Source organism: Exiguobacterium sp. s91, from assembly GCF_018618915.1.
GTDB lineage: Bacteria > Bacillota > Bacilli > Exiguobacteriales > Exiguobacteriaceae > Exiguobacterium_A > Exiguobacterium_A abrahamii.
Genome location: NZ_JACSMZ010000004.1, coordinates 196,603 through 223,564, shown reverse-complemented (window position 1 = coordinate 223,564; position 26,962 = coordinate 196,603). Strand labels below are relative to the sequence as shown.

The window sequence follows — 26,962 nt, the reverse complement described above, 5'->3', positions numbered from 1 at the left end:
CCGTTCCCATGCCGAACACGGAAGTTAAGCACTTGAACGCCGAAAGTAGTTGGGGGCTTCCCCCTGTGAGGATAGGACGTTGCCAGGCAAACGGTGGTTCTGGAGCATACGCTCAAGGGCCGCCGCTTTTTTGTGTCTTTTTGTAGAAAGACATGTATCCATTTTAATGAAGGGACTGAACAGGGATATGGCGAAAAAAACGAAACTACGCGTAGCCGTCGAAGAGAACGAGACGATTGGTGCCTGTTTGGATCGTATCGATGCCATGGGATACCGCCCGACGGTCCGACGAGAAGAACCGATCTTTGGATTAGACGCTAATGGCGAACCGTATCCAATTCGTCAGCAAATCGTCTTCGATTGCAAAGTGAAAGAGAACGAATAACTGCCTAGAGCATCCTCCGAATCATGTGGAGGGTGCTTTTTTTAGCGCTTGATTCCATGTGATGCCTTTCAAGAAAATAAACTCCGAATGGACACTAGATGAAATCAGAAAAACTACTTTTAAAACCGAACGATAAATTTTCAGACAATTAAATTGTTCGCCTTTGGTTGACGCCTTGGGATGGACTTGTTAAGATGAAGTCGTGACAGGATGATTGAATATAAACACCTCGTATAATAGCAGGGATATGGCTTGCAAGTTTCTACCCAACGACCCTAAATCGTTGGACTATGGGGTATATGGATGTTCGTCGATATTTCTTTGGCGTACCTTTTTATACCCTAAGCCACCCTTTTAGCCGTGGTTTGGGCTTTTTTTATGCACAAAGGAGGAAACAGCGATGGGAAATGCAGAAGTCGGCGTCATCATGGGAAGTCAATCGGATTGGGAAACGATGAAACATACATGTGATGTGTTGGAGCAACTTGAGATTCCTTACGAAAAGAAAGTCGTTTCCGCACACCGGACACCGGATCTAATGTTTCGTTATGCTGAATCAGCACGTGAACGAGGACTGAAGGTCATCATTGCCGGTGCAGGCGGTGCTGCTCATCTACCGGGCATGGTAGCCGCTAAAACGACATTACCCGTCGTCGGTGTTCCTGTGAAAAGTAGAGCGCTCCAAGGAATTGATTCCTTGCTCTCGATCGTTCAAATGCCAGGTGGTGTACCGGTCGCAACGGTTGCCATCGGAGAAGCAGGCGCAAAAAACGCCGGATTGCTAGCTGTTCAAATTCTTTCGATTCAAGATGAACGACTTGCCCGCAAGCTCGATCATATGCGAGTCGAACTAGAAGGAGACGTCATTGCATCTGGAGGAAACCTGTTATGAAACGAATCGGGATACTAGGTGGCGGTCAACTTGGTCGGATGATGGCACTGTCCGCCCGTGAGATGGGCTTTGAGATTCTGACACTCGATCCAACGGACAACGCACCATGTGCGCAAGTGGCGGATCAACATATTAAAGCTCCCTTTACGGATGTCGAGGCAGCGAAACAGCTCGCAGCTGAATCAGATGTCGTCACCTACGAATTCGAGAACATCTCGACGGAAGTCGCTGAAGCGATCGGGACGAAACTGATTCACGGAACGGATCTCCTCTTTCAAACGCAGCATCGGGTTCGGGAAAAAGAGATGATTGAACGCATTGGGCACTCTGTCGCTCCGTACCATCCGGTGACACATCCTTCTGACTTAGAGGAAGCAAAACAGCGACTCGGACTACCGTTCGTCTTGAAGACAGCACGATTCGGCTATGACGGAAAAGGACAGACCGTCATCCGGACGGAAGAACAGTTCCAAGCGGCAATCGAACGATTCGAACCGACTGAGTATGTCGCAGAACAATGGTTACCGTTTGATCAGGAAATTTCCGTCATCGTCACTCGAAGCGCAACAGAGACTCGTGTTTTCCCGGTCAGTGAGAACATTCATCAAGAGAACATTTTGCATCTATCGATCGTACCGGCACGCATTTCCGAATCACTCGAACAAGAAGCAATTGCGCTCGCTGAATCGATCGCGGATGCCGTCGGGCTGATCGGTACACTAGCCATCGAGTTGTTCGTCGTTGGTTCTCGACTAATCGTCAATGAACTAGCACCCCGACCACACAATTCGGGTCACTATTCGATTGATGCTTGCGAAACATCCCAATTCGAGCAACATATCCGTGCCATCAGTGGTCTCCCACTCGGTGATACCCGTCTGACAACACCGGTCGTCATGGCGAACATCCTGGGTCAGCATGTCACAGCATTATACGAGGAACTACCGAGACTAAACGCTCGGACGAAAGTTCACTTATATGGAAAAGCAGAAGCCAAGACAGGACGCAAGATGGGCCATTTGAACATTCTTGCGGATACCGTCGACGATGCTTTGGCAGAAGTCGAACGCCTGTCGATATGGAAGGAGACAGTTCAATGATCGAACGGTATACACGTCCTGAGATGAAAGCGATCTGGACCGAACAAAACAAATTCGAGGCTTGGTTAAAAGTCGAGATTCTTGCATGTGAAGCATGGAGTGAACTAGGTGTCATCCCGAAAGAGGACGTCCAGTTGCTTTGGGACAATGCCTCATTTGATGTCAACCGCATCCTTGAGATCGAACAAGAGACACGTCATGATGTCATCGCCTTTACGCGTGCCGTCTCTGAAACACTCGGAGAAGAACGCAAGTGGGTGCATTACGGACTCACGTCAACGGACGTCGTCGATACAGCACTCTCGTATCTGTTGAAGCAAGCAAACGACATTCTTGCTGCGGATCTTGATCGGTTCATCGAAATCTTAAAAGTCAAAGCGAACGAACATAAATATACGGTCATGATGGGACGCACACATGGCGTACATGCAGAACCGACGACGTTCGGTCTGAAACTAGCGCTTTGGTATGAAGAGATGAAGCGGAATAAAGTTCGTTTCGAAGCAGCGCGTGAGACGGTCGAATACGGCAAGATGTCGGGTGCCGTCGGAACATTCGCGAACATCGACCCATTCATTGAAAAGTATGTCTGCGAAAAGTTAGGAACAAAACCAGCTCCGGTCTCAACGCAAACGTTACAACGTGATCGTCATGCACACTACATGTCGACGCTTGCTCTAATCGCGACATCGATCGAAAAGATGGCAACGGAAATCCGGGGTCTGCAAAAAACGGAAACACGTGAAGTCGAAGAATTCTTCGCTAAAGGTCAAAAAGGATCATCGGCGATGCCGCACAAGCGAAATCCGATCGGATCAGAGAACATGACAGGTCTTGCCCGAGTCATTCGTGGACACATGGTGACGGCATACGAGAACGTCTCACTCTGGCACGAACGGGATATCTCGCATTCTTCGGCCGAACGCATCATTCTTCCGGATGCGACAGGACTACTCAACTATATGTTGAACCGTTTCGGAAACATCGTGAAGAACTTGACGGTCTTCCCGGACAACATGAAGCGGAACATGGACCGGACGTTCGGCGTCATCTTCTCTGGACATGTCTTACTCGCTTTAATCGAAAAAGGCTGGTCGCGTGAAGCCGCCTATGATTTCGTTCAACCGCGTGCGATGCAGGCGTGGGAAGAACAAATCATGTTCCGTGACTTATTGTGGCAAGAACAGGACATTCAACAGCTTTTCACAGAAGAAGAGCTCGATGCGTGTTTCGATCCGACGTATCATACGAGTCGTGTCGATGAAATCTTTGAACGGTGTGGCTTGAACTAATCAACCTGAGACGGGGCACTTGCCCCGTCTACATCTTAGGATCATGGGGGACGAAAGCGATGCAACCACTTTATGAAGGAAAAGCAAAACGATTGTACACGACGCAGGAGCAGGATGTGCTCCGGATCGTCTATAAAGACGAGGCCACGGCATTCAACGGCGAGAAAAAAGAAGTCTTTGCTGGAAAAGGCGAATTGAACAACCGGTTGACGAGTCATTTCTTTGAAATCCTCGAACAAGCGGGCATTCCGACACATTTCATTGAACGTGTCTCGGAGCGCGAACAGCTCGTACGTCGTGTCACCATCATTCCACTCGAAGTCGTCGTCAGAAACGTCGTCGCGGGAAGCTTGAGTAAACGGCTCGGTATCGAAGAAGGTACGGTGCTCGAAACACCAATCGTTGAGTTCTACTATAAAGATGATACGTTAGGCGATCCACTCGTCACCTCATCACACATCAATTTACTGAAGATTGCGACTTCTGAAGAGTTGAAACAGTTGTCGGACAAGGCACTTCGCGTAAACGAAGTCTTGCAACCTTACTTCCGTCAAAACGGAATCACGTTGATTGATTTTAAACTGGAATACGGAAAGATGGCAGACGGAACGATTCTACTAGCTGATGAGATTTCACCAGATACATGCCGTTTGTGGGATCAAGCAACTGGAGAACATCTCGATAAAGATGTCTTCCGCCGCAACATCGGTTCACTGACAGAGACCTACCAAACACTATTCAATCGCCTAGGAGGAAACACACAATGAAAAAAGTCATCGTATCGATCGCATTACGGGAAAGCATTTTAGATCCACAAGGGGTTGCTGTAAAAGGCGGATTGCAACAGCTTGGTTTTACGGGTGTCGAAAGTGTCCGAATCGGAAAACAGATTGAACTGCTCGTTGAAACGGAAACGACAGAAGCGATGATTCATGAGATGTGTCAAAAACTACTCGTCAACACGGTGATGGAAGATTACCAGATTACGATCGAAGAGGTGACGCCAGCATGAAGTTCGCGGTCATCGTCTTTCCGGGATCGAACTGTGATTTAGATATGTACCATGCGGTCAAGGATGCTCTCGGAGAAGAAGCGGAATACGTCTTCCATACCGAAACATCACTTGAAGGCTACGACGGCGTCCTACTACCGGGCGGATTCTCCTACGGTGATTACCTTCGTTGCGGCGCGATCGCGCGCTTCTCACCGATCATGGAAGAAGTCAAACGTTTTGCGGCAGAAGGGAAAACGGTCCTCGGGGTATGTAACGGATTCCAGATCCTTGTCGAAGCGGGACTCTTACCAGGTGTCTTGCACCGAAACAACGGCTTGAAGTTCATGTGCCGGACGGTTGAACTGAAGGTTGAAAACACGAAGACACGTTTTACATCGGATTACCTGCCAGGCGAGACGATTTCGATTCCGATCGCGCATGGTGAAGGAAACTACTACTGCGACGATGCGACTTACGCGATGCTCCAAACGAACGGACAAATCGCCTTCACATATGTCGACAATCCGAACGGCTCGCGCGGCGATATCGCCGGAATCACGAACAAAGCCGGCAACGTTCTTGGGATGATGCCACACCCGGAACGAGCGGTCGAACTCTTGACCGGCGGAACAGATGGACTAAAACTCTTTACTTCACTCGTCAAACAGGGGGCACACCATGCTAAAACAACAGTCTGAACCAACACCAGAATTGATTCAAGAGCAACGCGTCTATGCCACGATGGGCTTGAGTGATACAGAATACCAGATGGTTGTCGATTTACTCGGACGCCAACCGAATTATACGGAAACAGGATTGTTCTCAGTCATGTGGTCCGAGCATTGTTCATACAAGACATCTAAACCCGTCCTCCGTCAATTCCCGACGACTGGACCACGTGTCTTACAAGGACCAGGGGAAGGGGCAGGTGTCGTTGATATCGGCGATGAGCAGGCAGTCGTCTTTAAGATCGAAAGCCACAACCATCCATCCGCTGTTGAACCGTATCAAGGGGCTGCGACAGGCGTCGGCGGAATCATTCGTGACATCTTCTCGATGGGCGCACGACCGGTCGCACTCATGAACTCGCTCCGTTTCGGTCATCTCGGTACACCACGTGTCAATCAACTGTTCGAACAAGTCGTCGCTGGGATCGCGGGTTATGGCAACTGTGTCGGTATCCCAACGATCGGTGGCGAAATCGGATTTGATCGCTCGTATGAAGGCAATCCACTCGTCAACGCGATGTGTATCGGTTTAATCAACCATGCGGATATTCAAAAAGGTCAGGCAAAAGGTGTCGGCAACTCAGTCATGTACGTCGGTGCAGCTACTGGACGCGACGGAATTCATGGTGCGACGTTTGCCTCGGAGGATCTCGGAGAGGATACGGAAGCAAAACGTCCGGCTGTTCAAGTCGGTGATCCATTCATGGAGAAGTTATTGATTGAAGCTTGTCTTGAAATCGTCGGGCATCCGGCACTCGTCGGGATGCAGGACATGGGTGCTGCTGGACTGACATCGTCTTCAGCAGAGATGGCTTCAAAAGCCGGTATGGGCATCGAGATGCACCTCGATGACGTCCCGCAACGAGAAACAGGGATGACTGCCTACGAAATGATGCTCTCGGAATCACAGGAGCGGATGTTACTCGTCGTCAAGCGTGGTCGCGAAGCAGAGATCGAAGCAATCGTCAGCAAATGGGGACTCCATGCCGTTCACGTTGGAGAAGTTATTGAAGAGAAAGTCTTACGTTTGATCCATCACGGGGATATCGTCGCAGAAGTTCCGGTCGACGCGTTAGCGGAAGAAGCACCAGTCTATGAAAAACCATCTCGCGTCCCTGCGTATTATGAAGAATTCCAAGCGATGGAAGAGACGCTTCCAGTCGTTGAAGACGTCGTTGAGACATGGCGGGCGCTACTTCGTCAGCCGACGATTGCTTCAAAACGTTGGGTCTACGATCAGTACGATCATATGGTCCAGACATCGACCGTCGTCGCACCAGGATCAGATGCAGCCGTCATCCGTGTCCGCGGCACGAACAAAGCGCTCGCGATGACGACCGACTGTAACAGCCGCTTCGTCTACTTGGATCCATATGTCGGTGGACAGATCGCGGTTGCGGAAGCAGCCCGTAATATCGTCGCGAGTGGGGCGACACCACTCGCCATCACGGATTGCCTGAACTTCGGAAATCCGGATAAACCAGAAGGCTTCTGGCAGTTGCAGCAAGCAACAGCCGGTATGGCAGAAGCATGTCGTGTCCTTGAGACACCTGTCATCGGTGGAAACGTCTCACTCTACAACGAGTCAGCCGGTCAAGCGGTTCACCCGACACCGGTCGTCGGAATGGTTGGATTACACGAGCAAACCGAATGGATCACGACACAACACGTCAAACAAGCTGGTGACCAGATTTATCTATTAGGAGAAACAACAGCCGAGTTTGGTGGTAGTGAGCTTCAATATATGCAATTCGGTAAATCATTCGGTCGCGCACCACAGATTGATTTAGCCGTCGAACACGCACGCTTACAATTGTTACAGCAGGCAGTACAAGCAGGTGAAGTCAATGCGATGCATGATGTATCAGAAGGTGGTCTTGCCATCGCTCTCGCTGAGATGACGTTTGGGACGAACCTCGGGTTGACGGTTCAGTTCGACGGACCAACGTTACACCTGTTCAGCGAATCGCAATCACGCTTCATCGTCACTGTGCCACAAGCGCACGTCACAGCATTCGAACAACGGACTGGTGCTCAAGCGATCGGTGTCGTCACGAACGATGAGCTTCTCGTCATCGAAACGGTAGAGACACGGATCGAAGCAGACCGTTCGACCTTACAGGAAGACTGGGAAGGAGCAATCGCGTGTTATATGACATCAAAGGACTAAATGAGGAGTGTGGCGTCTTCGGGATCTTCGGACAACCGAATGCAGCGCAACTCGCCTATTACGGCTTGCATAGCTTGCAACACCGGGGACAGGAAGGGGCAGGCATCGTCACGAGTGACGGTGACGACCTCTTCCCGCACCGCGGGCAAGGACTCGTAACGGAAGTCTTTTCGGAAGAGACACTGACGAATCTGAAAGGACATCACGCGATCGGACATGTCCGGTATTCGACAGCAGGTGGAAACACGCTTGAGAATACTCAACCGCTTCATTTCAAATCGCGGACGGGAGATCTCGCCCTCGCACATAACGGAAACCTCGTCAACGCCGATTCACTGAAGCACCTGTTAGAAGCAGAAGGTGCCATCTTTCAGACGACGAGTGATACGGAAGTCGTCGCCCATCTCGTCAAACGCAGTAAGCTCGACACACTCGAAGACCGGATTGCTGACAGTCTCGCGCGTCTCGTCGGGGCGTTCGCCTTCCTTTTCTTAACGGAAGATACGTTATTCGTAGCGGTTGATCCACACGGACTGCGTCCACTGTCACTCGGGAAGACACCAGACGGCGGCATCGTATTCGCGTCAGAGACATGTGCCTTTGATATCGTCGGCGCGGAGTTCATTCGTGATATCGAGCCAGGGGAGCTCGTAACGATCACAGAACACGGCATGTCGTCTCGTCAATACATGGAACCACGGGAACGGGCAATGTGTTCGATGGAATACATTTACTTCTCACGTCCGGATTCAATCATTGATGGTGTCAACGTCCATACAGCTCGCAAAGCACTCGGGAAAAAGATGTATGAAGAAGCACCGGTCGAAGCAGATGTCGTTACCGGAGTGCCGGATTCAAGTATTTCGGCAGCGATCGGTTACGCGGAAGCGAGTGGGATTCCATATGAAATGGGATTGATCAAGAACCGGTATGTCGGACGGACGTTCATCCAGCCGTCACAGGAGTTACGGGAACGTGGGGTCAAAATGAAGTTGTCCGCGCTACGCGGCGTCGTGCAAGGAAAGCGTGTCATCATGGTCGATGATTCAATCGTCCGGGGAACGACGAGTCGACGCATCGTCGGTTTATTACGTGAAGCGGGTGCGACGGAAGTGCACGTCCGCATCACGGCACCACCGATTACGAATCCATGTTATTACGGGATTGATACTTCATCGAAGGAAGAACTGATCTCTGCTCGGTTGATGCCGGAAGAAATCCGTCAGGAAATCGGGGCGGATTCACTTGAATTCTTGACTGTACCGGGCATGGTCGATGCCATCGATCGCCCGTTCGATGGACCGTTAAAAGGACAATGTACCGCTTGCTTCACAGGAGAGTATCCGACACCGCTCGGTTCGCTCGAGTTAGAAGCTAAACTTTGATAGATGGGGGAAGAACATGAGCAAACATTACGAAGCAGCAGGTGTGAGTCTGACAGCAGGATATGAGTCAGTCACCCGAATGAAAAAACACGTCGCCCGTTCGATGCGCAAAGAAGTATTGACGGGACTCGGTAGCTTTGGTGCGATGTTCGACCTCAGCCAATTGCAGTTGAAAGAACCGGTCCTTGTCAGTGGGACAGATGGTGTCGGTACGAAACTCAAGCTCGCTTTCGCACTGGAACAACACGATACGATCGGGATTGACTGTGTCGCGATGTGTGTGAACGATATCATCGTCCAAGGCGCGGAACCACTTTATTTTCTTGATTATATCGCGCTCGGTCAGGCGATTCCGGCGAAGATCGAACGGATCGTCGCAGGTGTCGCAGAAGGTTGCGTCCAGGCGGGATGTACGTTAATCGGCGGCGAAACAGCGGAAATGCCAGGGATGTATGCGGACGGCGAATATGATATCGCCGGGTTCGCCGTCGGTGCCGTCGAGAAACAAAAATTGATCACAGGTGATAACGTCGCAGCGGGAGATGTCATTCTCGGTCTCGCTTCGTCTGGCGTCCATTCGAACGGGTTCTCACTCGTCCGTAAAATCGTCGCCGACAGCGGTCTCCGCTACGAAGATGAAGTCATGATGCTCGGTCATACGCTCGGAAATGCGCTCCTCATGCCAACACGTATCTACGTCGAAGCGGTCAAAGCAGCCCTTGAGACGGAAAAGATTCAAGCGATGGTCCATATTACGGGTGGTGGATTCTACGAGAACGTACCACGCGTCTTACCGGAAGGGCTCGGCGCATCGTTCGACCCGAAAAAGTGGCCGACGTTACCAGTCTTCGACTGGCTCGAGCAAGCGGGTGATTTGCCACGACATGATATGTATAATGTCTTCAACATGGGGATCGGTTTCATGTTGATCGTCAAACCGCAAGATGTCGCGGAAGTGACAGCACGCCTCGCTCGTGAAAATGAGACGGCGTACGTGATCGGTCAGGTGACCGATCAAGAAGGTGTCCGGATTCAAGGAGTCGACGCATGAAGATCGCCTGTTTTGCATCAGGAAGCGGTAGTAATGTCGAAGCACTTTTTGAAGCAATCGAGGCAGGAACGTTACATGCCTCAATCGAACTGATCGTCTGCGATCAACCGGACGCAGCAGTCATCGAGCGGGCAAAACGACGCGGATGTGACGTCTTCGTCTTTCGGGCGAAGGAGTATCCGGATAAACCGAGCTTTGAGCGGGAGATCATTGCCCGTCTTGAGGCGAAAGGCGTCGAACGGATCATTCTCGCCGGCTACATGCGATTGATTGGGGAAGAGTTGCTCGGACGATACGCAGGACGAATCGTCAACATCCACCCGTCGCTACTTCCGGCCTTCCCAGGAAAAGATGCGATCGGACAAGCATTTCGTGGCGGAGTTAAAATCACAGGTGTTACAATTCATATAGTCGATGAAGGCATGGACACAGGACCGATCATGGCCCAAGAAGCCGTCCGGATTACAGAAGAGATGACGCGTGAAACATTGCAACAAGCGATTCAGCGTGTCGAACATAGACTGTATCCGCAAGTCATCGAAGAGTGGATGAAAGAGGAGGCAAACGTATGAGAGCGTTAATTAGTGTGTCGGATAAAACAGGAATCGTCGAATTAGGACGAGCGTTCCATGAAGCAGGGATCGAGCTCGTCTCGACAGGCGGAACACATCAAGCATTAGAGGAAGCTGGGCTTCCGGTCATTGGTATCAGTGAAGTCACACAATTCCCAGAAATGCTCGATGGGCGTGTCAAGACGCTCCATCCAATGGTTCATGGTGGATTACTCGGTCGTCGTGATCTTGAATCCCATCGTGAGCAGATGGCGGCGCAACAGATCCAACCGATTGATTTCGTCGTCGTCAATCTGTATCCGTTCAAGCAGACAGTCTTACAAGAAGACGTCGCCTATGCCGATGCGATCGAGAACATCGATATCGGTGGACCAAGCATGTTGCGTTCAGCAGCGAAAAACCACGCAGCTGTCACGGTCGTCGTCGACCCAGCTGATTACGAAACGGTCGTTGCTGAGATTCGTGAAGGCGGTACGACGTTTGAGACACGTCAACGTCTTGCGGCGAAAGCCTTCCGGCATACAGCGGCGTACGATGCGTTGATCGCGGATTATTTCTTGACGCAAACAGGTGAGAAGTTCCCCGATCAGTTGACGATCACGCTTGAGAAAGTCCAGGATCTCCGTTACGGAGAAAATCCACACCAAGAAGCAGCCTTCTATAAAACACCGATTTACCGTGGAGCTTCCCTCGCTTCCGCGAAACAATTGCACGGTAAAGAGTTGTCGTATAACAACATTCAAGATGCGAACGCCGCACTTGAAATTCTCGATGAGTTCCGCGAAGCAGCAGCCGTCGTCGTCAAACACATGAACCCATGTGGTGTGGCCGTCGGTCCAACGATCGGAGAGGCATTCCGCCGCGCTCATGCAGCCGATCCAGTGTCGATCTTCGGTGGCATCGTCGCCTTGAACCGTGAAGTCGATTTAGAGACAGCAGAACAATTAAGCGGCATCTTCCTTGAGATCATCATCGCTCCATCCTTCACGGAAGAAGCATTCGCCTTGTTGTCAGCGAAAAAGAACATCCGTCTGCTTGAACTCGACGTCAAGCGTGTCCAAGCGATCCGTTATACGGCAGTCGCTGGCGGCATGCTCGTCCAAGACAGTGACGATGAGACGCTTGATGATGCAGCAGCACGTGTCGTGACAGACCGCAAACCGACAGCGGCGGAATGGGAGGACTTGAAACTCGCATGGCGCGCCGTCAAACACGTCAAGTCGAATGCCATCGTTCTCGCGAAGGACGAAGTGACGGTCGGTGTTGGTGCAGGACAGATGAACCGTGTTGGTTCAGCGAACATCGCGATTACGCAAGCCGGAGAAAAAGCAGTTGGCGCGTCCCTTGCTTCCGATGCTTTCTTCCCAATGGGCGATACGGTCGAAGCGGCAGCAGAAGCTGGCATTACGGCAATTATCCAACCAGGCGGCTCGATTCGCGACCAAGAGTCAATCGATGCGTGTAACAAACATGGCATTACGATGGTCTTTACGAACGTTCGACATTTCAAACACTAAGCGGAGGCGATTTGAATGAAGGTATTGGTGATTGGTAAAGGAGGGCGTGAACACGCGCTCGTCTGGAAGCTGGCACAGGATGAACGGATCGAGACCGTGTATGCTGCGCCTGGGAATGCCGGGATGACACAAGCCACATGTGTTCCGATCGCCGAAGATGCTATCGATGAACTCGTGACGTTCGCACAAGACGAACAGATCGATTGGACGATTGTCGGACCAGAAGGACCACTTGTTCTCGGAGTCGTTAACGCCTTTCAGGCAGCGGGACTGCAAATCTTCGGACCAACACGGGAAGCGGCAGCGATCGAAGGAAGTAAGCAGTTCGCGAAAGAATTGATGGAGCGTGCCGGTATTCCGACCGCTGCTCACGCCGTCTTTACTTCAGCAGCAGAAGCAGAGGCTTATGTTCGCAAAGCGGGTGCACCGATCGTCATCAAAGCCGACGGACTTGCTGCCGGAAAAGGAGTCACGGTCGCAGAAACCGTGGACCAAGCGCTTGTTGCAATCCACGATACGTTTGCCGGAGAATACGGTCAACAAAGCCGCGTCGTCATCGAAGAATGCCTGATCGGGGAAGAGTGTTCGTTGATGGCATTCGTGCACGAAGAGACGGTCATCCCGATGGTATTGTCGCAAGATCATAAACGGGCGTTTGACGGTGACTTAGGTCCGAACACAGGAGGCATGGGCGCGTATTCTCCGCTTCCTCAGTGGGACGAAGCAGCATTGACGACAGAAGCTGTTGATCGCATCATTCAGCCGCTCGTCGATCAGATGGCAAGCGAAGGAATTCCGTTCACCGGCTTCCTCTATGCCGGTCTGATGCTGACGAAACAAGGACCGTTCGTCATCGAGTTCAATGCCCGGTTCGGTGATCCGGAAACAGAAGTCATTCTTCCGCGCTTAGAGACGCCGTTGCTTGATGTCATCATGCCTCTGATGGACGGACAGATACCAGAAGTCGTTTGGACGGATCAAGCAGCTGTCGGTGTCGTCGTCGCAGCAGAAGGATATCCGGAAGCGCCAAAAACGGGACAAGCGATTCCACTTGATCAGATCGGGGACGGTCTTCTCGTCTTTCATGCCGGTACGGCAGAACGAGACGATCAACTTGTCTCAGCTGGTGGACGTGTCCTCGTGTGTGTCAGTCGTGCGGAGACGATCGAGCAGGCTGTCGAACAGGTCTATGCGAACTTACCAGACGTGACGGATCAACCATTCTTTTACCGAACTGATATCGCTCAAAAAGCCTTTCGTGCCTCGCATGAATCATAATATCTGAACCAGACGTGCTCGAAGGAGCGGCGTCTGGTTTTTTGTTTCTTGGCGAAGTGCACGAAAAGATTTGTCTTCCATGGCGAATTTGTGTTATTTTGACCAAATGAATCCGGAACGGGGCAAAACTTCTTGAAACTTACTTAGCAACATTTTAGTATAAGAACTATAAGAAAGCGTTTTCAATAAAACAAAGGAGGTCGAGCTTTCGTGAAAAAAAATTGTGGAAGATCCCCTTGGACGAAATCTGAAGTACGAACACACCAAGCGGTCATCAGCGGAAAGCTTGCACCGACACTTGTCATACAGAATGCCACTTACCTGAATCATGGTGTCAAAGCATGGCGGACGGCGAATATCTGGATTAGTAGCGACCGGATCGTCTATGTCGGTCCAGAGATGCCGGAACAAGCCGATGCGTATCATGATGCGACAGGTCAATATATCGTACCCGGTTACATTGAACCCCATGCCCATCCGTTTCAACTTTACAATCCAGCGAGTCTTGCAAAATTCGCAGCAGAGCGGGGAACATCGACGCTCGTCAACGACAACATGTTGTTATTATTAGAGCCGACGGAGCAAGCGTTTGCTCAAGTCGAGGCGCTAGCAGACTTACCGACCTCAATGTACTGGTGGGCACGACTCGACGCACAAACCGAGCTTGATGCCGACAGTATCTCAATCGATAATCGCCGGATTCAAGCGTGGCTCAAGCATCCACAAGTCATCCAAGCAGGTGAGTTGACGGGATGGCCACGTCTCTCGCAAGGAGATGATGAACTGCTTCACTGGATGCAGGATGCGATCAAACTCGGAAAACCGATCGAAGGTCATTTTCCTGGTGCTTCAGCGAAGACGCTGACGAAGATGGCGCTTTATGGCGTGACGAGTGATCACGAAGCGATGACGGTTGAAGAAGCGATGACACGTCTTGAACTTGGCTACACGACGACGATTCGTTATTCATCGATTCGTCCAGATTTACCGGATATTTTTAAAGGTCTCGTCGAAGCAGGGTTGACGCAGTTTGATAAGGTACTCGTGACGACAGATGGTTCAACGCCGTCCTTTTATAAAGCAGGCATGATGGACGAGACGATTCGATTGATGCTTGAGGCAGGCATCCCGGTCGAAGAAGCGTACCGGATCGCGTCGTACAATGCAGCGCGTCATTTTAATCTCGATCATCTACTCGGGAGTATCGCACCAGGACGAATCGCGCATCTCAATTTCCTTGAGGCAAAAGATGCACCGACACCTGTCGCCGTACTTGCGCGCGGCACATGGGTCCGTCAAGCAGACATCCCCTGTTACCCGGCAGAAGCGCTTGATGCAGTCTATGCGCTCATGCCACGTTCAGAAGTCCAGGTTTCGTTAACGGAACAGGATTTCTCGTTCAGCATGCCGGTTGGTCTTGAGATGGTCAATTCCGTCATCATGAAGCTCTATCAAGTCGAACACGATACAAGTGTGCCTGTGCTACCAGCAGGATGTGATGAATCCTTCCTGATGTTACTCGATCGGGAAGGGAAGTGGCGACTGAATACCGTTCTGAAAAACTTTGCGACACAAGTCGGAGGCCTCGTCAGTTCGTACTCGATTAGCGGTGATATCTTGATGATCGGTAAATCGAAACGAGACATGCAAGTCGCGTTTGATCGCATGAAAGCGTTCGGTGGCGGAATCGTTCTTGTCGAAAACGGAGAAGTCATCGCTGAAGTTCCGTTGACCTTGATGGGGCAGACGTCCGACTTGCCACTCGAAGATTTGATCGTTCAGGAAACCGCTTTACGGGAAGCCTTGTTTGAACGCGGTTATGCGTTTGAAGATCCTGTCTATACGTTGCTATTCCTAGCGTCAACTCACTTGCCATATGTGCGGATCACACCGCAGGGAATATACGAAGTCCTTCGGAAAAAAGTCCTTTTCCCAGCGATTTTGCGATGACGCTTGAATTTTAAAACGTCGCGCTTTAAACTATTAAAGAGCAATTGAATGGGAAAGGGAGTCACAAGATGCAACTCGATAAATTGCGTGGAAAAGAATTGGATCAGTTATTTACAGCCATCATGAAGATGGATTCATTAGAAGATTGTTATACGTTGTTCGAAGACTTAGCGACCGTCAACGAAATCCAGGCGCTCGCCCAACGTCTTGAAGTCGCACGTCAATTACGTGAAGGCAATACGTATCACAAAATCGAAAAGGCGACAGGTGCTTCAACAGCAACGATCTCGCGTGTCAAACGTTGCTTGAACTACGGTTCGGGCGGTTATGATCTGGCGCTTGCCCGCCTAGGTCTTATCGAGCAAGAAGTAGCGGATAACTAATGTTATCCGCTACTTCTATGAAGGGGGCGTGTCACATTGGATTTTGCGTTACAACATAAAATTCAGCATTTCATTCGAAGGCTGACGCCCATCCAGTCGCTCGTCATCATCTACTTCGTTGCGGTCATCATCGGGATCATCATGCTTGGTCTGCCGTGGTCGACCAAGGGAGACTACAACTGGGATTTCACGGACCTCGTCTTCATGGCGGTCAGTTGTGTCAGTGTCACTGGTTTGACGACGGTCTCGGTCTCAGAAACTTTCACGACGTTCGGCTACTTCATGATCATGATTTTAGTGCAAGTCAGCGGAATCGGTTTGATGTCGCTTCATATCGCGATGTGGGTCATTCTCGGAAAACGAATCGGCTTTCGGGAACGCCAACTCGTCGTCCGAGATCAGAACCAGACGACGATGCAAGGGGTCGTCAAATACATTCGGGAAGTCATCTTGATCATCGTCTCGATTGAATTGATCGGGGCATTGATTCTCGGGCTGTACTATACGAAATATTTTCCGACATTAGGTGAAGCGATGCTCCAAGGACTGTTCGGATCGGTCAGTGCGACGACGAATGCTGGTTTTGATATCACGGGTGAATCGTTACTACCGTTTCGCGGTGATTTGTTCGTCGTCTTCATGCAAATTTTGTTACTGACACTTGGTGCGATCGGCTTTCCGGTACTCGTCGAAGTCCGGCGCTACATCTCGTACCGGGCGACACGCCAAGCGACACGTCAACCGTATCATTTTTCACTGTTTACGAAATTGACGGCGTCAACGTTCTTCATTCTCGTCCTATTCGGAACGGTAGCATTGCTGCTATTTGAATGGAACCAATCCTTTAAAGGTTTACCGATCGATGAGAAGCTCGTCGACGCCTTGTTCCAATCCGTCACGACCCGAAATGGGGGATTGACGACGGTCGACATCACCTCCTTCTCACAAGCGTCGATTTTCGTCCTGTCACTCTTGATGTTCATCGGGGCGTCACCGTCTTCCGTTGGTGGGGGGATTCGAACGACGACGTTCGCGGTCGCCATCTTGAGTGTCATCGCCTTCATCCGAGGCGAATACGGCATCAAAATCTTTGGTCGTGAGATTGGTCAGTCGGACATCTGGAAAGCCTTCGTCGTCATCGTCGTCTCGACTGGTGTGACGATGGTCGGATTGATCGTCTTGTTGCTTGTCGAGGATGCCCCGTTCCTCGTGCTGTTTTTTGAAGCCTGTTCGGCGTTCGGAACGACCGGTCTATCGCTCGGCATTACGGATCAACTATCGGATATCGGAAAATGGACGTTGTCCGTGCTGATGTTCATCGGTCGAATCGGTGTCATCTCGTTCGTTCTTCTCTTGAAAGCGAATCAACCGAAACGTAACTATAACTATCCGAAGGAATCCGTCATCATCGGATAAGGAGGCTCTTTTATGAAACGTGCCTTTTGGATCAACTTCGCTTATATCTTTGCTGTTCCTGTCTTACCGTTTTTGGCGCTCGTCAACGGTCGAGCACTCTGTTCACCGGATTCACCGTTACTGGACGTTCCGGTACTCGGCTTCTTTTTGGCAGAGCCGTGGGCGTTCGTGCCGGTATATGCTGTCTTTGCGTTGTTACTGGCATCACTCTTGACGAAACGACGGACACACGTCTGACCATCTCGCCCTGCGCGAGATGGTTTTTTGTTTTATACTGAATGTGGAATGAGAAAGAGAGGATGGGACGAACCGTGTTATTACCTTTTAATGAATGGCGACATGTCTTTAAACTAGATCCAGCAAAACCAATCGATGATGCTAGCCTGCAGGCGATTGCGACGTCTGGAACGGATGCGATTCTTGTCGGTGGAACAGATGATATCACACTCGATGCGACGCTTGATCTCTTGATGCGTTTGCGCCGGTATCCAGTCGCAGTGGCACTCGAGATTTCTGAACTCGAAGCCGCAACGATGGGATTTGATACGTATCTGACACCGACGGTCCTGAATGCGGGAACATTAGAGTACGTCGTTGAAAAACAAGTCGAGGCGTTAGAACAAGTCGGTCATATGCTGGCGCACGCTGATCTTGTCGGGGAAGGGTATATCGTCCTGAATCCTGATGCGAAGGTCGCGCGTGTGACACAAGCAAAACCGCTAACATTAGATGAGACCGTCGCTTATGCGCAGTTAGCGGATAGCGTCTTCCGTCTACCTGTCGTGTATCTTGAATACAGCGGCGTTTACGGAGAACCGGAACGAGTCGCAGCCGTTCGCGATGTCTTGAAACAGGCACGCCTGTTTTACGGTGGAGGAATCGACTCCGAGGAGCGAGCGCGTGAGATGCTGCAGTATGCGGATACGATCGTCGTCGGGAACGTCATTTATGAGGATTTAAAAGCAGCGCTTGCGACTGTCGCAGCGACACGATAAAATATAGGAACAAAAGTTCGGAATATAAGAAATGAGGCTATTGATATGTTTAATTTGAGTGAACAGCTCGTCAGTGGACTAAACCCTGAGCAAGCAAGAGCAGTCAAGCATACGGAAGGTCCACTGCTGATCATGGCAGGAGCCGGTTCCGGGAAGACACGCGTCCTGACACACCGGGTCGCTTATTTGATGGCGGCTAAACAAGTCGCACCGTGGAACATCCTCGCGATTACGTTCACGAACAAAGCGGCGCGGGAAATGCGAGACCGAATCGGTCGTTTGGTCGGTGGTGTCGCGAACGATATTTGGGTCTCGACCTTCCACTCGATGTGTGTCCGGATGTTACGTCGTGACATCGATCAGCTTGGATACGACCGCAACTTCACGATTCTTGATTCAAGTGATCAGCAGTCGGCGATCAAGCTCGTCTTAAAGGAACAAAACTTGGATCCGAAAAAATGGGATCCACGTTCGATGCTGACGATCATCTCGTCACAGAAAAATGAATTACGCAGTGCTGAATTCTACGCCTCGATCGTGACGAGCCCGTATGAGAAGACCGTTGCTGAAATCTATAAAGGATATGAAGCGGTCTTACGCAGGAACAACGCGCTCGACTTTGATGATTTAATCGGAAAAACGACGGAATTGTTCAAGAAGAGTCCGGATGTTCTTGCTTACTATCAAAAGAAATTCCGTTACATTCATGTCGATGAGTACCAAGATACGAACAAAGCCCAGTATGATCTCGTCAACCTGTTAGCGTCAGGACATCAGAATCTCTGTGTCGTCGGGGACTCGGATCAGTCGATCTATCGCTGGCGTGGTGCTGACATCGCGAACATCCTCTCGTTCGAAGAGGACTATCCGAATGCAGCTGTCATCTTACTCGAGCAAAACTACCGTTCTTCGAAACGAATCTTGGAAGCGGCCAACCATGTCATTCAAAACAACTCGACACGCAAGGATAAGAAACTTTGGACGGATAATGATGAAGGCGAGAAGCTCGTCGTCCATACGGCAGAAAATGAGCGGGAAGAAGCCTTCTATATCGTCCAAGAGATTCGGAATTCGCTTCGTTACGGGATGAAACTGAGCGATATCGCGATTCTCTACCGGACGAACGCACAATCGCGTGCGATCGAGGAAACGCTTCTGAAATCGAACGTTCCGTACAAAATGATCGGCGGCACGAAGTTCTATGATCGTAAAGAAATCAAGGATGTGCTCGCTTATCTTCGTTTAATCTCGAACCCGGATGAAGACCTGTCCTTTGCGCGGATCGTCAACGAACCAAAACGCGGCATCGGCGCAACGACGATTGATAAGCTGCGTGATTTTGCCGATTTACAAGGTGTGTCATTGATGGAAGCGATTCGCGATATCGAATTGTCGAGTATCGCACCAAAGACGGCAGCGAAGCTGACGGATTTCCGGACGATGATTCTCGGACTCAGCCAAATGCAAGAATTCATCAGCCTGTCGGAACTGGTCGAAGAAGTACTCGAGAAATCAGGCTACCGCCAAGTGCTGAAAGAAGATAAGACGCTTGAAGCACAAAGTCGTCTCGAGAACATCAACGAGTTCATCACCGTTGCGCAAAACTTTGAGAAGGAGACGGCGAAAGCCGATCCAGAAGATCGGACGATCATCGCCTTCTTGACTGATTTGACACTCGTCGCCGATGTCGATTCACTCGACGAGACGGATCCGGAAGAACAAGTTACGTTGATGACGCTCCACTCGGCAAAAGGGCTCGAGTTCCCGGTCGTCTTCTTGATTGGGATGGAGGAAGGGTTATTCCCACATAGCCGCTCGCTTCAGGATGAAGACGAGATGGAAGAAGAACGTCGCCTCGCGTATGTCGGGATCACACGTGCTGAGAAACGCCTTTACTTGTCACACGCGCGGATGCGCTCCCTGTACGGACGGACGAACGCGAACCAAGAATCACGGTTCTTAGCGGAGCTGCCGGAAGTCGTCATTGAGCGGACCGGTAAAAAAGCGAAGCCACTCCCATGGGAAGACCGCCCTGTCCCGCAAGGCAAAGCCGTCATCGGTCGCTCGATCAGCAAACCGACAGCAATGAAGACGTCAGGTGCGGAAACGCTCGGTTGGTCGGTCGGAGATAAGGCAGAGCACGGGAAATGGGGACTCGGTACAGTCGTCCAGACTCGTGGTGAAGGGGATAATCTTGAAATCGATATCGCATTCCCAGCAGTCGGAATCAAACGACTGCTCGCGAAATTTGCACCGATTAAAAAGGTATGACGGGAGGTCCAAAGATGGACGCAAGCCAGCGTATAGATGAGATTCGTCAAACATTGAACCGATACAGCTACGAATACTACGTACTGGATCAACCAACGGTACCGGATGCGACGTACGATCAATTACTTCGTGAACTGACGGAGTTAGAAACAGAGCATCCAGAACTGATCACACCGGACTCTCCGACGCAACGCGTCGGAGCAGCACCGCTCGAAGCGTTCGAGAAGGTGACGCATGATTTACCGATGCTGTCGCTCGGAAACGTCTTTGATGAGACGGAAATTCGCGAATGGGTCGCTCGGATTGAGCGGTCGCTCGGACGTTCGACGACGTATGTCGCCGAATTGAAGTTCGATGGACTTGCGATTTCACTGAAATATGAAGACGGTCGGTTCGTTCGTGGGGCGACACGTGGCGATGGAACCGTCGGTGAGAACATCACGCAGAATCTACGGACGATCAAAGCGTTACCGCTGCGTTTGCAGGCGGAAGAGACGGTCGAAGTCCGCGGTGAGGCTTACATGCCGAAACAATCGTTCGAACGCTTGAATGAAGACCGGGCAAGCCGGGAAGAGACATTGTTCGCGAATCCGCGTAACGCGGCAGCAGGTAGTTTACGTCAGCTGGATTCGTCGATCACAGCGTCGCGCAATCTGTCGTTATTCGTGTATGGCGTCGGCGTCAATACGTTGACGGCTCGTTCGCATAGCGAAGCGATGGCACAACTCGCTTCACTTGGGTTACCGACCAATCAACATATGCAGACATGTGAGACGGTGGAAGAGATTCTTGCCTACATCGCGCACTGGACAGAAGCACGCGCGAGCCTGCCATATGAGATTGACGGAATCGTCTTGAAAGTCGATCGATACGATGATCAGGAAGAGCTCGGCTTCACAGCAAAAAGTCCCCGCTTCGCGACAGCCTATAAGTTTGCGGCGGAAGAAGTCATGACGACGGTAGAAGACGTTGATTTCAGTGTCGGTCGGACCGGGAAAGTCACACCTCGCGCCCGTTTTGCACCGGTCGTCGTCGCAGGATCGACGGTGACGTATGCGACACTACACAACGCTGACTTCATCGCTGAAAAAGATATCCGCCTTCAGGACTCGGTCATCATTAAAAAAGCAGGCGATGTCATCCCGGCAGTCGTACAAGTCGTCACCGCAGAACGGACCGGGGAAGAAACACCGATTGTTTTCCCAACGCATTGTCCGGCCTGTCAATCGGAACTTGTCCGGCTCGAAGGTGAAGTCGACATCCGCTGTGTCAGTCCGGAATGTCCAGCGCAATTGATGGAAGGCATCATTCACTTCGTTTCGCGTCAGGCGATGAACATCGACGGTCTCGGTGAAAAAGTCGTTCGTCAATTGTATGACCATGAAGCGATTCGGACGATTGCCGATTTATATCGACTTGATCGTGAAGAGTTGTTGACGTTCGACCGGATGGGTGAGACGTCCGTCGATAAATTGCTTGCGGCAATCGAAGCCTCGAAACAGAACTCGGTCGAGCGTCTCTTGTTTGGTCTCGGAATCCGACTCGTTGGTCAAAAAGCGGCGTATCTTCTAGCGGAACGTTTTGATTCGTTAGCAGGGATTGCAGCTGCAAGCTACGATGAGATTGTCGCAATCGATGGCATCGGTGGGAAAATCGCAGATTCAATCGTGAAGTACTTCGAACATCCGGAAGCACAGGCATTGATTCGTGATTTGGAACAACTCGGCGTTAATCAACGTTTCCTTGGTGAACGGGTTGATCAGACGAATGCACCGCTCGGTGGCAAAACGATCGTCTTGACGGGGACGCTCGAGAGCTTAAAACGGTCAGAGGCTGGTAAACGACTCGAAGCACTCGGTGCCGATGTGACAGGAAGCGTCAGTAAAAAGACAGACGTACTCGTCGCAGGGGAAAAGGCAGGTTCTAAGCTGACGAAGGCAGAATCGCTTGGTATCGAAATTTGGGATGAAGCGCGTCTGTTAGAAGAACTTGCTAAACACGAAGCGTGAGAAGAATGAATGAGAACGATCAAATAAAAAGGAAGGCGGAATTCCGCCTTCCTTTATTCGTTTTCATCTTTGTTACGAAGCAATCGTCTCGCTCCGAATCAAAGTACCTTGTTTGATGAGACGATTCGTTGCCGTTTCCGGTGGATCACAGGTGATCAATGTGATGGTTGGGGAAGCGACGGATTGGTCGAGGACGGACAATGTCGTCGGTGTGACAAGACGACTGGACGTGATGCGGTACGTATACCGATGTGTTTTTGTCGTGACGACGACGGTATCGCCTTTTTTGACGTCAGGCAGACGATTGAAGTGAAGCCCTTCCGTGAAACTTCGGTGTCCGGCGAGCGCATAATTGCCTTTTCCGGGTGATCCGGTTTCTGGAATATGACCGATACTACGGTCTAAGACCGCTGTCGTCGAGCCTTCTAAGATGACTTGCTCGAAATCTATGCTTGGAATCGAGAGCAGTCCAACACCTGATTTTGCGAGCGGTTGTTTCGTCTCTTTCGCATCGACGGTCTTCAAACTTTTGGTCCATTGTTCCTTTAAATTGGCTGCCTCTTGTTCACGCTGATAGTCACTGATGAAGGGCCAAGCAATAAGGGCGATGCCTGCCAGTAAAAAAAGCAGACCGATGAATTTACGACGTGTCATGAGAAAAAGTCCTTTCGGATACGCTAAGGCGCATCATCTTTTTTGAAAATCAGGGGAAAACTTGTCCTTCCCCGATGGAAAACGATTCTGTTATGATAAAGAGAACGATTTAAAAACATGGGGTGCAAATAGAGATGAACTATAAAACAGCAGTAGCGTTGACGTTATCGAGCACGTTATTTTTAGGTGCTTGTTCGTTCGACCTTTCGCCAAGTAGCGATACAAAAGAAGTCATTACTGAAAGTGAACAAGGTAAGGAAGTCCAAGCCGTCGTCAGTCCAGCCATTGATACGACGGATTCGTACTATCGGACGGTCTTGCCGTTTCGTCCAAGTGTCGCACGTGGAATGACACAAAAACGTGTCAGTTCACGTCTTGAGCTTGATGAAATCGAAACGGGTTTAATGCGTCATTCGACACAGTTTTTTGATCCGGAAAAATACTATTACCAAGAAGGTCAGTTACTCGAAGCCGACCAAATCGCGAAATGGTTGTTGCGAAAAGGAAAAGCAGGCGATGGCGTCAGCGATCCTGAAGGTCTGAACCCAGCCTATACGTCTGGTAAGTCGTATAAAGAAAAAAACCAAAAGTCACCTATGATTCTATCGCATATCTTAGAGCAAGACTACATGCTTGAAGAAGATAAGAAACTCGAACTCGGTGGCACGTCGATTGCGCTTGTCTTAAATAGTGAGTATGTGTTCCAAGATGAAAACTATGGACCGACCTATACTGTTAAACTTGATGAAAAGAAAGTCGTTGCTGAAGGAAAGCAGATGGCGAACGATTTAGTCAAGAAGATGCGTAAGACACAAGGGATGAAGACGACACCGATTCACGTCGCTCTCTACCTCCAGGAAAAAGAAGGGTCACCGGTTTCCGGTCACTATCTCTCGTCTGCCTTCATCGGTCGCGGGAATCAAATCAGTGCGAACGACTGGAAAAACTACAATGAGCGCTATTACTACTACCCGTCAGCACGCGCGACGAATGACGTGCGGGATGATGCGGCGAAGTTCGATTTATTCAAAGATCGTCTAGAAGACTACTTCCCGAACTACACCGGTATGATGGGGGAAGGCTTCTATCAAGAAGATGAACTGAAAAAGCTTGAGATGAAGATTCCCGTTCAATTTTACGGAAAAGCAGAACTCGTTGCATTCGTTCAATACGTGACGTATCTGCTTGAGAATCGTTGGGAGTATAATCGAAACATTCCAACGACGATCACTGTGACGAACTTGAACGGGGATACGGAAGCGATGCTATTCCTCGATCCGGATACAAAGAAACCAATCGTCAAGATTCGCTGATTTCTCCATTCACTTTATGAAGCGACATTCCTCCAATGGACGGAATGTCGCTTTTTTTGTAGAACGGACGCTGGAAGAGAGAAGCATATGAATAAGAGAGGAAGGGTATGGAAGAAGAATGGTATTTTGTTTCACTTTCCCATTTTTTAGATTTACGAAAGCCAGTAGGAGAGAGCATAATGAAAGAAGAACAGTTCTACACACAGGAACGACGCGGTAAGTGATGAATCGTCAGTTCTTTTAAGAAGAAGAGGATAAAGGAGAGATGTAGATGAAAGGCGGTATCTATTCACAAATCGGTGCAGTTCGAGAGGAACTACCATCGTCCTCACGAAAAGTCGCAGACTATGTCTTGACGCATATGAACCAAATTGCGCGCATGACGATCCACCAACTTGCAGAGGAATCAGATACAAGTGCCGCTGCAGTCGTCCGCTTCTGTCGCGCGCTTGGATTAAAAGGATACCCGGAGTTGCGGATGCGCATTTCTGCCGATACAGCACGGACGGATTTAAAAGGGTATCACGATATCGAAAAGGATGAACGTCCCGTCGACTTGATTGAAAAAACGCTTAGTAACAGCATTCAAGCGTTACAGGATACTGCGAAGCAGTTGAATGATGAACGGATTGCAGATGCGATTGATGTGATTGATCAGGCACGTGCGATTTATTTTTATGGGATTGGGGCATCGCATGTCGTAGCCGAAGACGCTGCTCAAAAATGGACGCGTGTCGGGAAACTAGCGATTCAAGAAACGGACCAGCATCTACTTGCGACGATCTTAGCGAATGCACGTAAAGAAGATGTCTTCTTTGCGATTTCCTACAGCGGAGAAACGGAAGAGGTCGTCGAGTTGATCCGTTTGGCGAAAATCCAAGGACTAAAGGTCATCAGTCTGACACGTTTCGGAGACAACCGGATCAGTCAACTAGCGGATATCGCGCTTTGGACATCACGCGCACCAGAAGCGCCGCTTCGTAGTGCAGCGCTCAGTTCGCGTCTCGCCCAACTATTTGCGATCGATGTCTTGTTCTTATCGTATGCTGCTGGACATTATGAAGACACACTCGAACGTCTCCAATACACACGAGAAAGCGTTAAGACACTGCATCAAAAGAAATAAGGGGGATACATATATGTCAGAACGAACTGCCGGACTAGACGCGTTGTATCCAGAAATGGTCGAGCGCCGTCGTTATTTACATCAGCACCCAGAGTTGTCGTTTCACGAAGTCGAGACACCGCGTTATATCGCGAAACATTTAAAAGCGCTCGGAATCGAAGTCAGGACGGAGGTCGGCGGACGTGGTGTCGTCGGGTATATTCGTGGAGGAAAACCGGGGAAGACCGTCGCGTTACGTGCTGACTTTGATGCCTTACCGATTGCTGACGCCAAAGAGGTCGCGTACCGGTCAACGGTTCCGGGTGTGATGCATGCATGCGGTCACGATGGTCATACGGCAACGCTGTTGGCCGTCGCAGAGACGCTCATGCAACAGAGAGAATCATTACCGGGGAACGTCGTCTTGATTCATCAACATGCGGAAGAAGTCGTTCCGGGCGGTGCACGCGATATGATTGCGGACGGTTGTCTCGAAGGGGTCGATGCCATCTTCGGAACGCATCTTTGGTCAACAATCGATTTAGGACATGTCGGTGTTCGGACCGGTCCGATCATGGCAGCGGCTGATAAGTTCGAGCTGACCTTATATGGAAAAGGCGGACACGGTGCGAAACCACATGAGACGATTGATGCTGTCTTACTCGGGGCAACGATCGTTAAGGAATTACAATCGATCGTCAGTCGTCAACTCAATCCACTGGAGCCGGCAGTCGTGACCGTCGGAACATTACATGCGGGGAATACGTTTAATGTCATCGCAGATCAAGCGACGTTGACAGGAACGGTCCGGACGTTTGATGAAGCGACAGCGGACGATATCATCGAGCGGATGGAGCGAACGATCAAAGGAATCTGTGAAGCAGTCGGAGCAACATATCACTTTGCGTACGAAAAAGGCTACCCAGCTGTCGTCAATCATACGGTACCCACCGCATTGATTGAATCTGCCGCACGAGAAGTTTTAGGAGACGAGCGTGTATTTGAGATTGAACCGACGATGGGTGGCGAGGACTTCGCTTATTACTTGCAACACGTACCTGGTGCGTTCTTCTTTACAGGAGCGGGAGATGCTTCGTATCCACCGCATCACCATCCACAGTTTGATTTTAAGGAGCCAGCGATGCTTGATGCAGCGCGTATTCTTGTCGAAGCGACGTGGCGGTATTTAGAACAAGCGACTAAATCATGAAAAAAATCGCTCGTCTTGACTCCGAAAAGGAATCAGGGCGAGCGATTGCTGTCTTTTTATCCTAAAATTTCTTGAACACGACCGACTTGACCGTCTTCCAAGCGTACTTTAATCCCGTGTGGATGTTGCGGAGATTTCGTGAGAAGGTCTTTGACGATTCCTTCTGTTCGTTTACCTGTTCGTTGATCTTGCTTCAACACGATGCTGACTTTAAGACCAGGCGTAATATTTTTACGTGTTTTACCATCCATCTGTAAATCCTCCCATCGTTCATTTCCTGTTTGGCTATCAG

At 50.3% G+C, this 26,962-nt stretch carries 25 protein-coding genes, 1 rRNA gene and 1 riboswitch; of the genes, 24 read left to right on the top strand and 2 right to left on the bottom strand.

All coding sequences use genetic code 11. The annotated features are described in order from the left end of the window. The 21 genes from rrf to ligA all read left to right on the top strand — a co-directional run. Window positions 1–88: ribosomal RNA gene (rrf, locus tag KNQ06_RS15565) — 5S ribosomal RNA — on the top strand; the annotation flags it as partial. Between the two features lie 99 nt (window positions 89–187). Next, window positions 188–385, top strand: coding sequence for an NETI motif-containing protein (locus KNQ06_RS15560; protein ID WP_023467064.1), 198 nt, complete (start codon window positions 188–190; stop codon window positions 383–385). Window positions 386–594: 209 nt separating this feature from the next. Next, window positions 595–696: riboswitch (purine riboswitch) on the top strand. An 89-nt stretch (window positions 697–785) separates the two neighbouring features. After that, complete coding sequence (purE, locus tag KNQ06_RS15555) at window positions 786–1,277, top strand: 5-(carboxyamino)imidazole ribonucleotide mutase (RefSeq protein WP_215148742.1); 492 nt, start codon at window positions 786–788, stop codon at window positions 1,275–1,277. Further along, window positions 1,274–2,377, top strand: a complete 1,104-nt coding sequence (gene purK, locus KNQ06_RS15550) for a 5-(carboxyamino)imidazole ribonucleotide synthase (protein WP_215148740.1) — start codon at window positions 1,274–1,276, stop codon at window positions 2,375–2,377. The genes purE and purK overlap by 4 nt, the downstream gene beginning before the upstream one ends. Beyond that, complete coding sequence (gene purB, locus KNQ06_RS15545; RefSeq protein WP_023467067.1) at window positions 2,374–3,669, top strand: adenylosuccinate lyase; 1,296 nt, start codon at window positions 2,374–2,376, stop codon at window positions 3,667–3,669. Before purK ends, purB begins: the two co-directional genes overlap by 4 nt. A gap of 59 nt (window positions 3,670–3,728) precedes the next feature. Beyond that, window positions 3,729–4,436 (top strand): phosphoribosylaminoimidazolesuccinocarboxamide synthase, encoded by a 708-nt coding sequence (gene purC / locus KNQ06_RS15540; protein ID WP_023467068.1) that lies wholly within the window; start codon window positions 3,729–3,731, stop codon window positions 4,434–4,436. Continuing rightward, entirely contained in the window at window positions 4,433–4,681 is a 249-nt protein-coding gene (gene purS / locus KNQ06_RS15535) for a phosphoribosylformylglycinamidine synthase subunit PurS (RefSeq protein ID WP_023467069.1), read from the top strand. The genes purC and purS overlap by 4 nt, the downstream gene beginning before the upstream one ends. Continuing rightward, the gene (gene purQ, locus KNQ06_RS15530) at window positions 4,678–5,361 is read left to right on the top strand and encodes a phosphoribosylformylglycinamidine synthase subunit PurQ (RefSeq protein ID WP_050678983.1); all 684 of its coding nucleotides are present in this window, start codon (window positions 4,678–4,680) and stop codon (window positions 5,359–5,361) included. The genes purS and purQ overlap by 4 nt, the downstream gene beginning before the upstream one ends. Then, entirely contained in the window at window positions 5,342–7,561 is a 2,220-nt protein-coding gene (gene purL, locus KNQ06_RS15525) for a phosphoribosylformylglycinamidine synthase subunit PurL (RefSeq protein WP_215148738.1), read from the top strand. The genes purQ and purL overlap by 20 nt, the downstream gene beginning before the upstream one ends. Then, window positions 7,537–8,946, top strand: a complete 1,410-nt coding sequence (gene purF, locus KNQ06_RS15520) for an amidophosphoribosyltransferase (RefSeq protein WP_035398966.1) — start codon at window positions 7,537–7,539, stop codon at window positions 8,944–8,946. Before purL ends, purF begins: the two co-directional genes overlap by 25 nt. Window positions 8,947–8,962: 16 nt before the next feature. Then, window positions 8,963–9,997, top strand: a complete 1,035-nt coding sequence (gene purM / locus KNQ06_RS15515; protein ID WP_215148736.1) for a phosphoribosylformylglycinamidine cyclo-ligase — start codon at window positions 8,963–8,965, stop codon at window positions 9,995–9,997. Continuing rightward, entirely contained in the window at window positions 9,994–10,569 is a 576-nt protein-coding gene (purN, locus tag KNQ06_RS15510) for a phosphoribosylglycinamide formyltransferase (RefSeq protein ID WP_215148734.1), read from the top strand. The genes purM and purN overlap by 4 nt, the downstream gene beginning before the upstream one ends. After that, window positions 10,566–12,086 (top strand): bifunctional phosphoribosylaminoimidazolecarboxamide formyltransferase/IMP cyclohydrolase, encoded by a 1,521-nt coding sequence (gene purH / locus KNQ06_RS15505; protein WP_149426795.1) that lies wholly within the window; start codon window positions 10,566–10,568, stop codon window positions 12,084–12,086. Before purN ends, purH begins: the two co-directional genes overlap by 4 nt. A 15-nt stretch (window positions 12,087–12,101) precedes the next feature. Continuing rightward, window positions 12,102–13,364 (top strand): phosphoribosylamine--glycine ligase, encoded by a 1,263-nt coding sequence (gene purD, locus KNQ06_RS15500; RefSeq protein ID WP_149426796.1) that lies wholly within the window; start codon window positions 12,102–12,104, stop codon window positions 13,362–13,364. Window positions 13,365–13,574: 210 nt separating this feature from the next. Continuing rightward, window positions 13,575–15,314: an adenine deaminase C-terminal domain-containing protein gene (locus KNQ06_RS15495; protein ID WP_149426797.1), complete on the top strand. Its 1,740-nt coding sequence runs from the start codon at window positions 13,575–13,577 to the stop codon at window positions 15,312–15,314. 68 nt (window positions 15,315–15,382) lie between these two features. Next, window positions 15,383–15,697: a YerC/YecD family TrpR-related protein gene (locus KNQ06_RS15490; RefSeq protein WP_023467078.1), complete on the top strand. Its 315-nt coding sequence runs from the start codon at window positions 15,383–15,385 to the stop codon at window positions 15,695–15,697. A 36-nt stretch (window positions 15,698–15,733) separates the two neighbouring features. Continuing rightward, complete coding sequence (locus KNQ06_RS15485) at window positions 15,734–17,113, top strand: TrkH family potassium uptake protein (RefSeq protein ID WP_149426798.1); 1,380 nt, start codon at window positions 15,734–15,736, stop codon at window positions 17,111–17,113. Between the two features lie 12 nt (window positions 17,114–17,125). Beyond that, window positions 17,126–17,350, top strand: a complete 225-nt coding sequence (locus tag KNQ06_RS15480; protein WP_035398958.1) for a hypothetical protein — start codon at window positions 17,126–17,128, stop codon at window positions 17,348–17,350. Window positions 17,351–17,412: 62 nt separating this feature from the next. Then, on the top strand, window positions 17,413–18,108 hold the full coding sequence (pcrB, locus tag KNQ06_RS15475) for a heptaprenylglyceryl phosphate synthase (protein WP_023467081.1): 696 nt from the start codon (window positions 17,413–17,415) through the stop codon (window positions 18,106–18,108). 45 nt (window positions 18,109–18,153) lie between these two features. Beyond that, window positions 18,154–20,379 carry a DNA helicase PcrA gene (gene pcrA, locus KNQ06_RS15470; protein ID WP_050678990.1) on the top strand — a complete coding sequence of 742 codons (2,226 nt, stop codon included), beginning with the start codon at window positions 18,154–18,156 and terminating at the stop codon, window positions 20,377–20,379. A 14-nt stretch (window positions 20,380–20,393) separates the two neighbouring features. Beyond that, window positions 20,394–22,388 carry an NAD-dependent DNA ligase LigA gene (ligA, locus tag KNQ06_RS15465; protein ID WP_047394971.1) on the top strand — a complete coding sequence of 665 codons (1,995 nt, stop codon included), beginning with the start codon at window positions 20,394–20,396 and terminating at the stop codon, window positions 22,386–22,388. A gap of 72 nt (window positions 22,389–22,460) precedes the next feature. On the opposite strand, the gene KNQ06_RS15460 is transcribed toward ligA, so the two are convergent. Next, complete coding sequence (locus KNQ06_RS15460; protein ID WP_023467085.1) at window positions 22,461–23,042, bottom strand: class D sortase; 582 nt, start codon at window positions 23,040–23,042, stop codon at window positions 22,461–22,463. A 134-nt stretch (window positions 23,043–23,176) separates the two neighbouring features. On the opposite strand from KNQ06_RS15460, the gene KNQ06_RS15455 reads away from it, so the two are divergent. The 3 genes from KNQ06_RS15455 to KNQ06_RS15445 all read left to right on the top strand — a co-directional run bounded on the left by KNQ06_RS15455 (window position 23,177) and on the right by KNQ06_RS15445 (window position 26,670). Next, the gene (locus KNQ06_RS15455) at window positions 23,177–24,355 is read left to right on the top strand and encodes a CamS family sex pheromone protein (RefSeq protein WP_215148732.1); all 1,179 of its coding nucleotides are present in this window, start codon (window positions 23,177–23,179) and stop codon (window positions 24,353–24,355) included. Window positions 24,356–24,626: 271 nt separating this feature from the next. Then, a complete protein-coding gene (locus tag KNQ06_RS15450; RefSeq protein ID WP_050678993.1) occupies window positions 24,627–25,481 on the top strand; it encodes a MurR/RpiR family transcriptional regulator in 855 nt (284 codons plus the stop codon). 13 nt (window positions 25,482–25,494) lie between these two features. Continuing rightward, window positions 25,495–26,670 carry a M20 metallopeptidase family protein gene (locus KNQ06_RS15445; RefSeq protein WP_215148730.1) on the top strand — a complete coding sequence of 392 codons (1,176 nt, stop codon included), beginning with the start codon at window positions 25,495–25,497 and terminating at the stop codon, window positions 26,668–26,670. Window positions 26,671–26,726: 56 nt separating this feature from the next. On the opposite strand, the gene KNQ06_RS15440 is transcribed toward KNQ06_RS15445, so the two are convergent. Next, window positions 26,727–26,921 (bottom strand): YwbE family protein, encoded by a 195-nt coding sequence (locus tag KNQ06_RS15440; protein WP_023467094.1) that lies wholly within the window; start codon window positions 26,919–26,921, stop codon window positions 26,727–26,729. Between the last annotated feature and the right edge of the window lie 41 nt (window positions 26,922–26,962).

Excerpts from the sequence above, each read along its gene's own strand:
- purC (WP_023467068.1), top strand. The coding sequence starts at position 3,729 with ATGCAACCACTTTATGAAGGAAAAGCAAAACGATTGTACACGACGCAG.
- purE (WP_215148742.1), top strand. The coding sequence starts at position 786 with ATGGGAAATGCAGAAGTCGGCGTCATCATGGGAAGTCAATCGGATTGG.
- purS (WP_023467069.1), top strand. The coding sequence starts at position 4,433 with ATGAAAAAAGTCATCGTATCGATCGCATTACGGGAAAGCATTTTAGAT.
- ligA (WP_047394971.1), top strand. The coding sequence starts at position 20,394 with ATGGACGCAAGCCAGCGTATAGATGAGATTCGTCAAACATTGAACCGA.
- purD (WP_149426796.1), top strand. The coding sequence starts at position 12,102 with ATGAAGGTATTGGTGATTGGTAAAGGAGGGCGTGAACACGCGCTCGTC.
- KNQ06_RS15445 (WP_215148730.1), top strand. The coding sequence starts at position 25,495 with ATGTCAGAACGAACTGCCGGACTAGACGCGTTGTATCCAGAAATGGTC.
- KNQ06_RS15440 (WP_023467094.1), bottom strand. The coding sequence starts at position 26,921 with ATGGATGGTAAAACACGTAAAAATATTACGCCTGGTCTTAAAGTCAGC.
- purQ (WP_050678983.1), top strand. The coding sequence starts at position 4,678 with ATGAAGTTCGCGGTCATCGTCTTTCCGGGATCGAACTGTGATTTAGAT.
- purM (WP_215148736.1), top strand. The coding sequence starts at position 8,963 with ATGAGCAAACATTACGAAGCAGCAGGTGTGAGTCTGACAGCAGGATAT.
- KNQ06_RS15460 (WP_023467085.1), bottom strand. The coding sequence starts at position 23,042 with ATGACACGTCGTAAATTCATCGGTCTGCTTTTTTTACTGGCAGGCATC.
- purL (WP_215148738.1), top strand. The coding sequence starts at position 5,342 with ATGCTAAAACAACAGTCTGAACCAACACCAGAATTGATTCAAGAGCAA.
- KNQ06_RS15455 (WP_215148732.1), top strand. The coding sequence starts at position 23,177 with ATGAACTATAAAACAGCAGTAGCGTTGACGTTATCGAGCACGTTATTT.
- KNQ06_RS15560 (WP_023467064.1), top strand. The coding sequence starts at position 188 with ATGGCGAAAAAAACGAAACTACGCGTAGCCGTCGAAGAGAACGAGACG.
- purH (WP_149426795.1), top strand. The coding sequence starts at position 10,566 with ATGAGAGCGTTAATTAGTGTGTCGGATAAAACAGGAATCGTCGAATTA.
- KNQ06_RS15450 (WP_050678993.1), top strand. The coding sequence starts at position 24,627 with ATGAAAGGCGGTATCTATTCACAAATCGGTGCAGTTCGAGAGGAACTA.
- purN (WP_215148734.1), top strand. The coding sequence starts at position 9,994 with ATGAAGATCGCCTGTTTTGCATCAGGAAGCGGTAGTAATGTCGAAGCA.
- purB (WP_023467067.1), top strand. The coding sequence starts at position 2,374 with ATGATCGAACGGTATACACGTCCTGAGATGAAAGCGATCTGGACCGAA.
- KNQ06_RS15480 (WP_035398958.1), top strand. The coding sequence starts at position 17,126 with ATGAAACGTGCCTTTTGGATCAACTTCGCTTATATCTTTGCTGTTCCT.
- purK (WP_215148740.1), top strand. The coding sequence starts at position 1,274 with ATGAAACGAATCGGGATACTAGGTGGCGGTCAACTTGGTCGGATGATG.
- KNQ06_RS15490 (WP_023467078.1), top strand. The coding sequence starts at position 15,383 with ATGCAACTCGATAAATTGCGTGGAAAAGAATTGGATCAGTTATTTACA.
- pcrB (WP_023467081.1), top strand. The coding sequence starts at position 17,413 with ATGGGACGAACCGTGTTATTACCTTTTAATGAATGGCGACATGTCTTT.
- pcrA (WP_050678990.1), top strand. The coding sequence starts at position 18,154 with ATGTTTAATTTGAGTGAACAGCTCGTCAGTGGACTAAACCCTGAGCAA.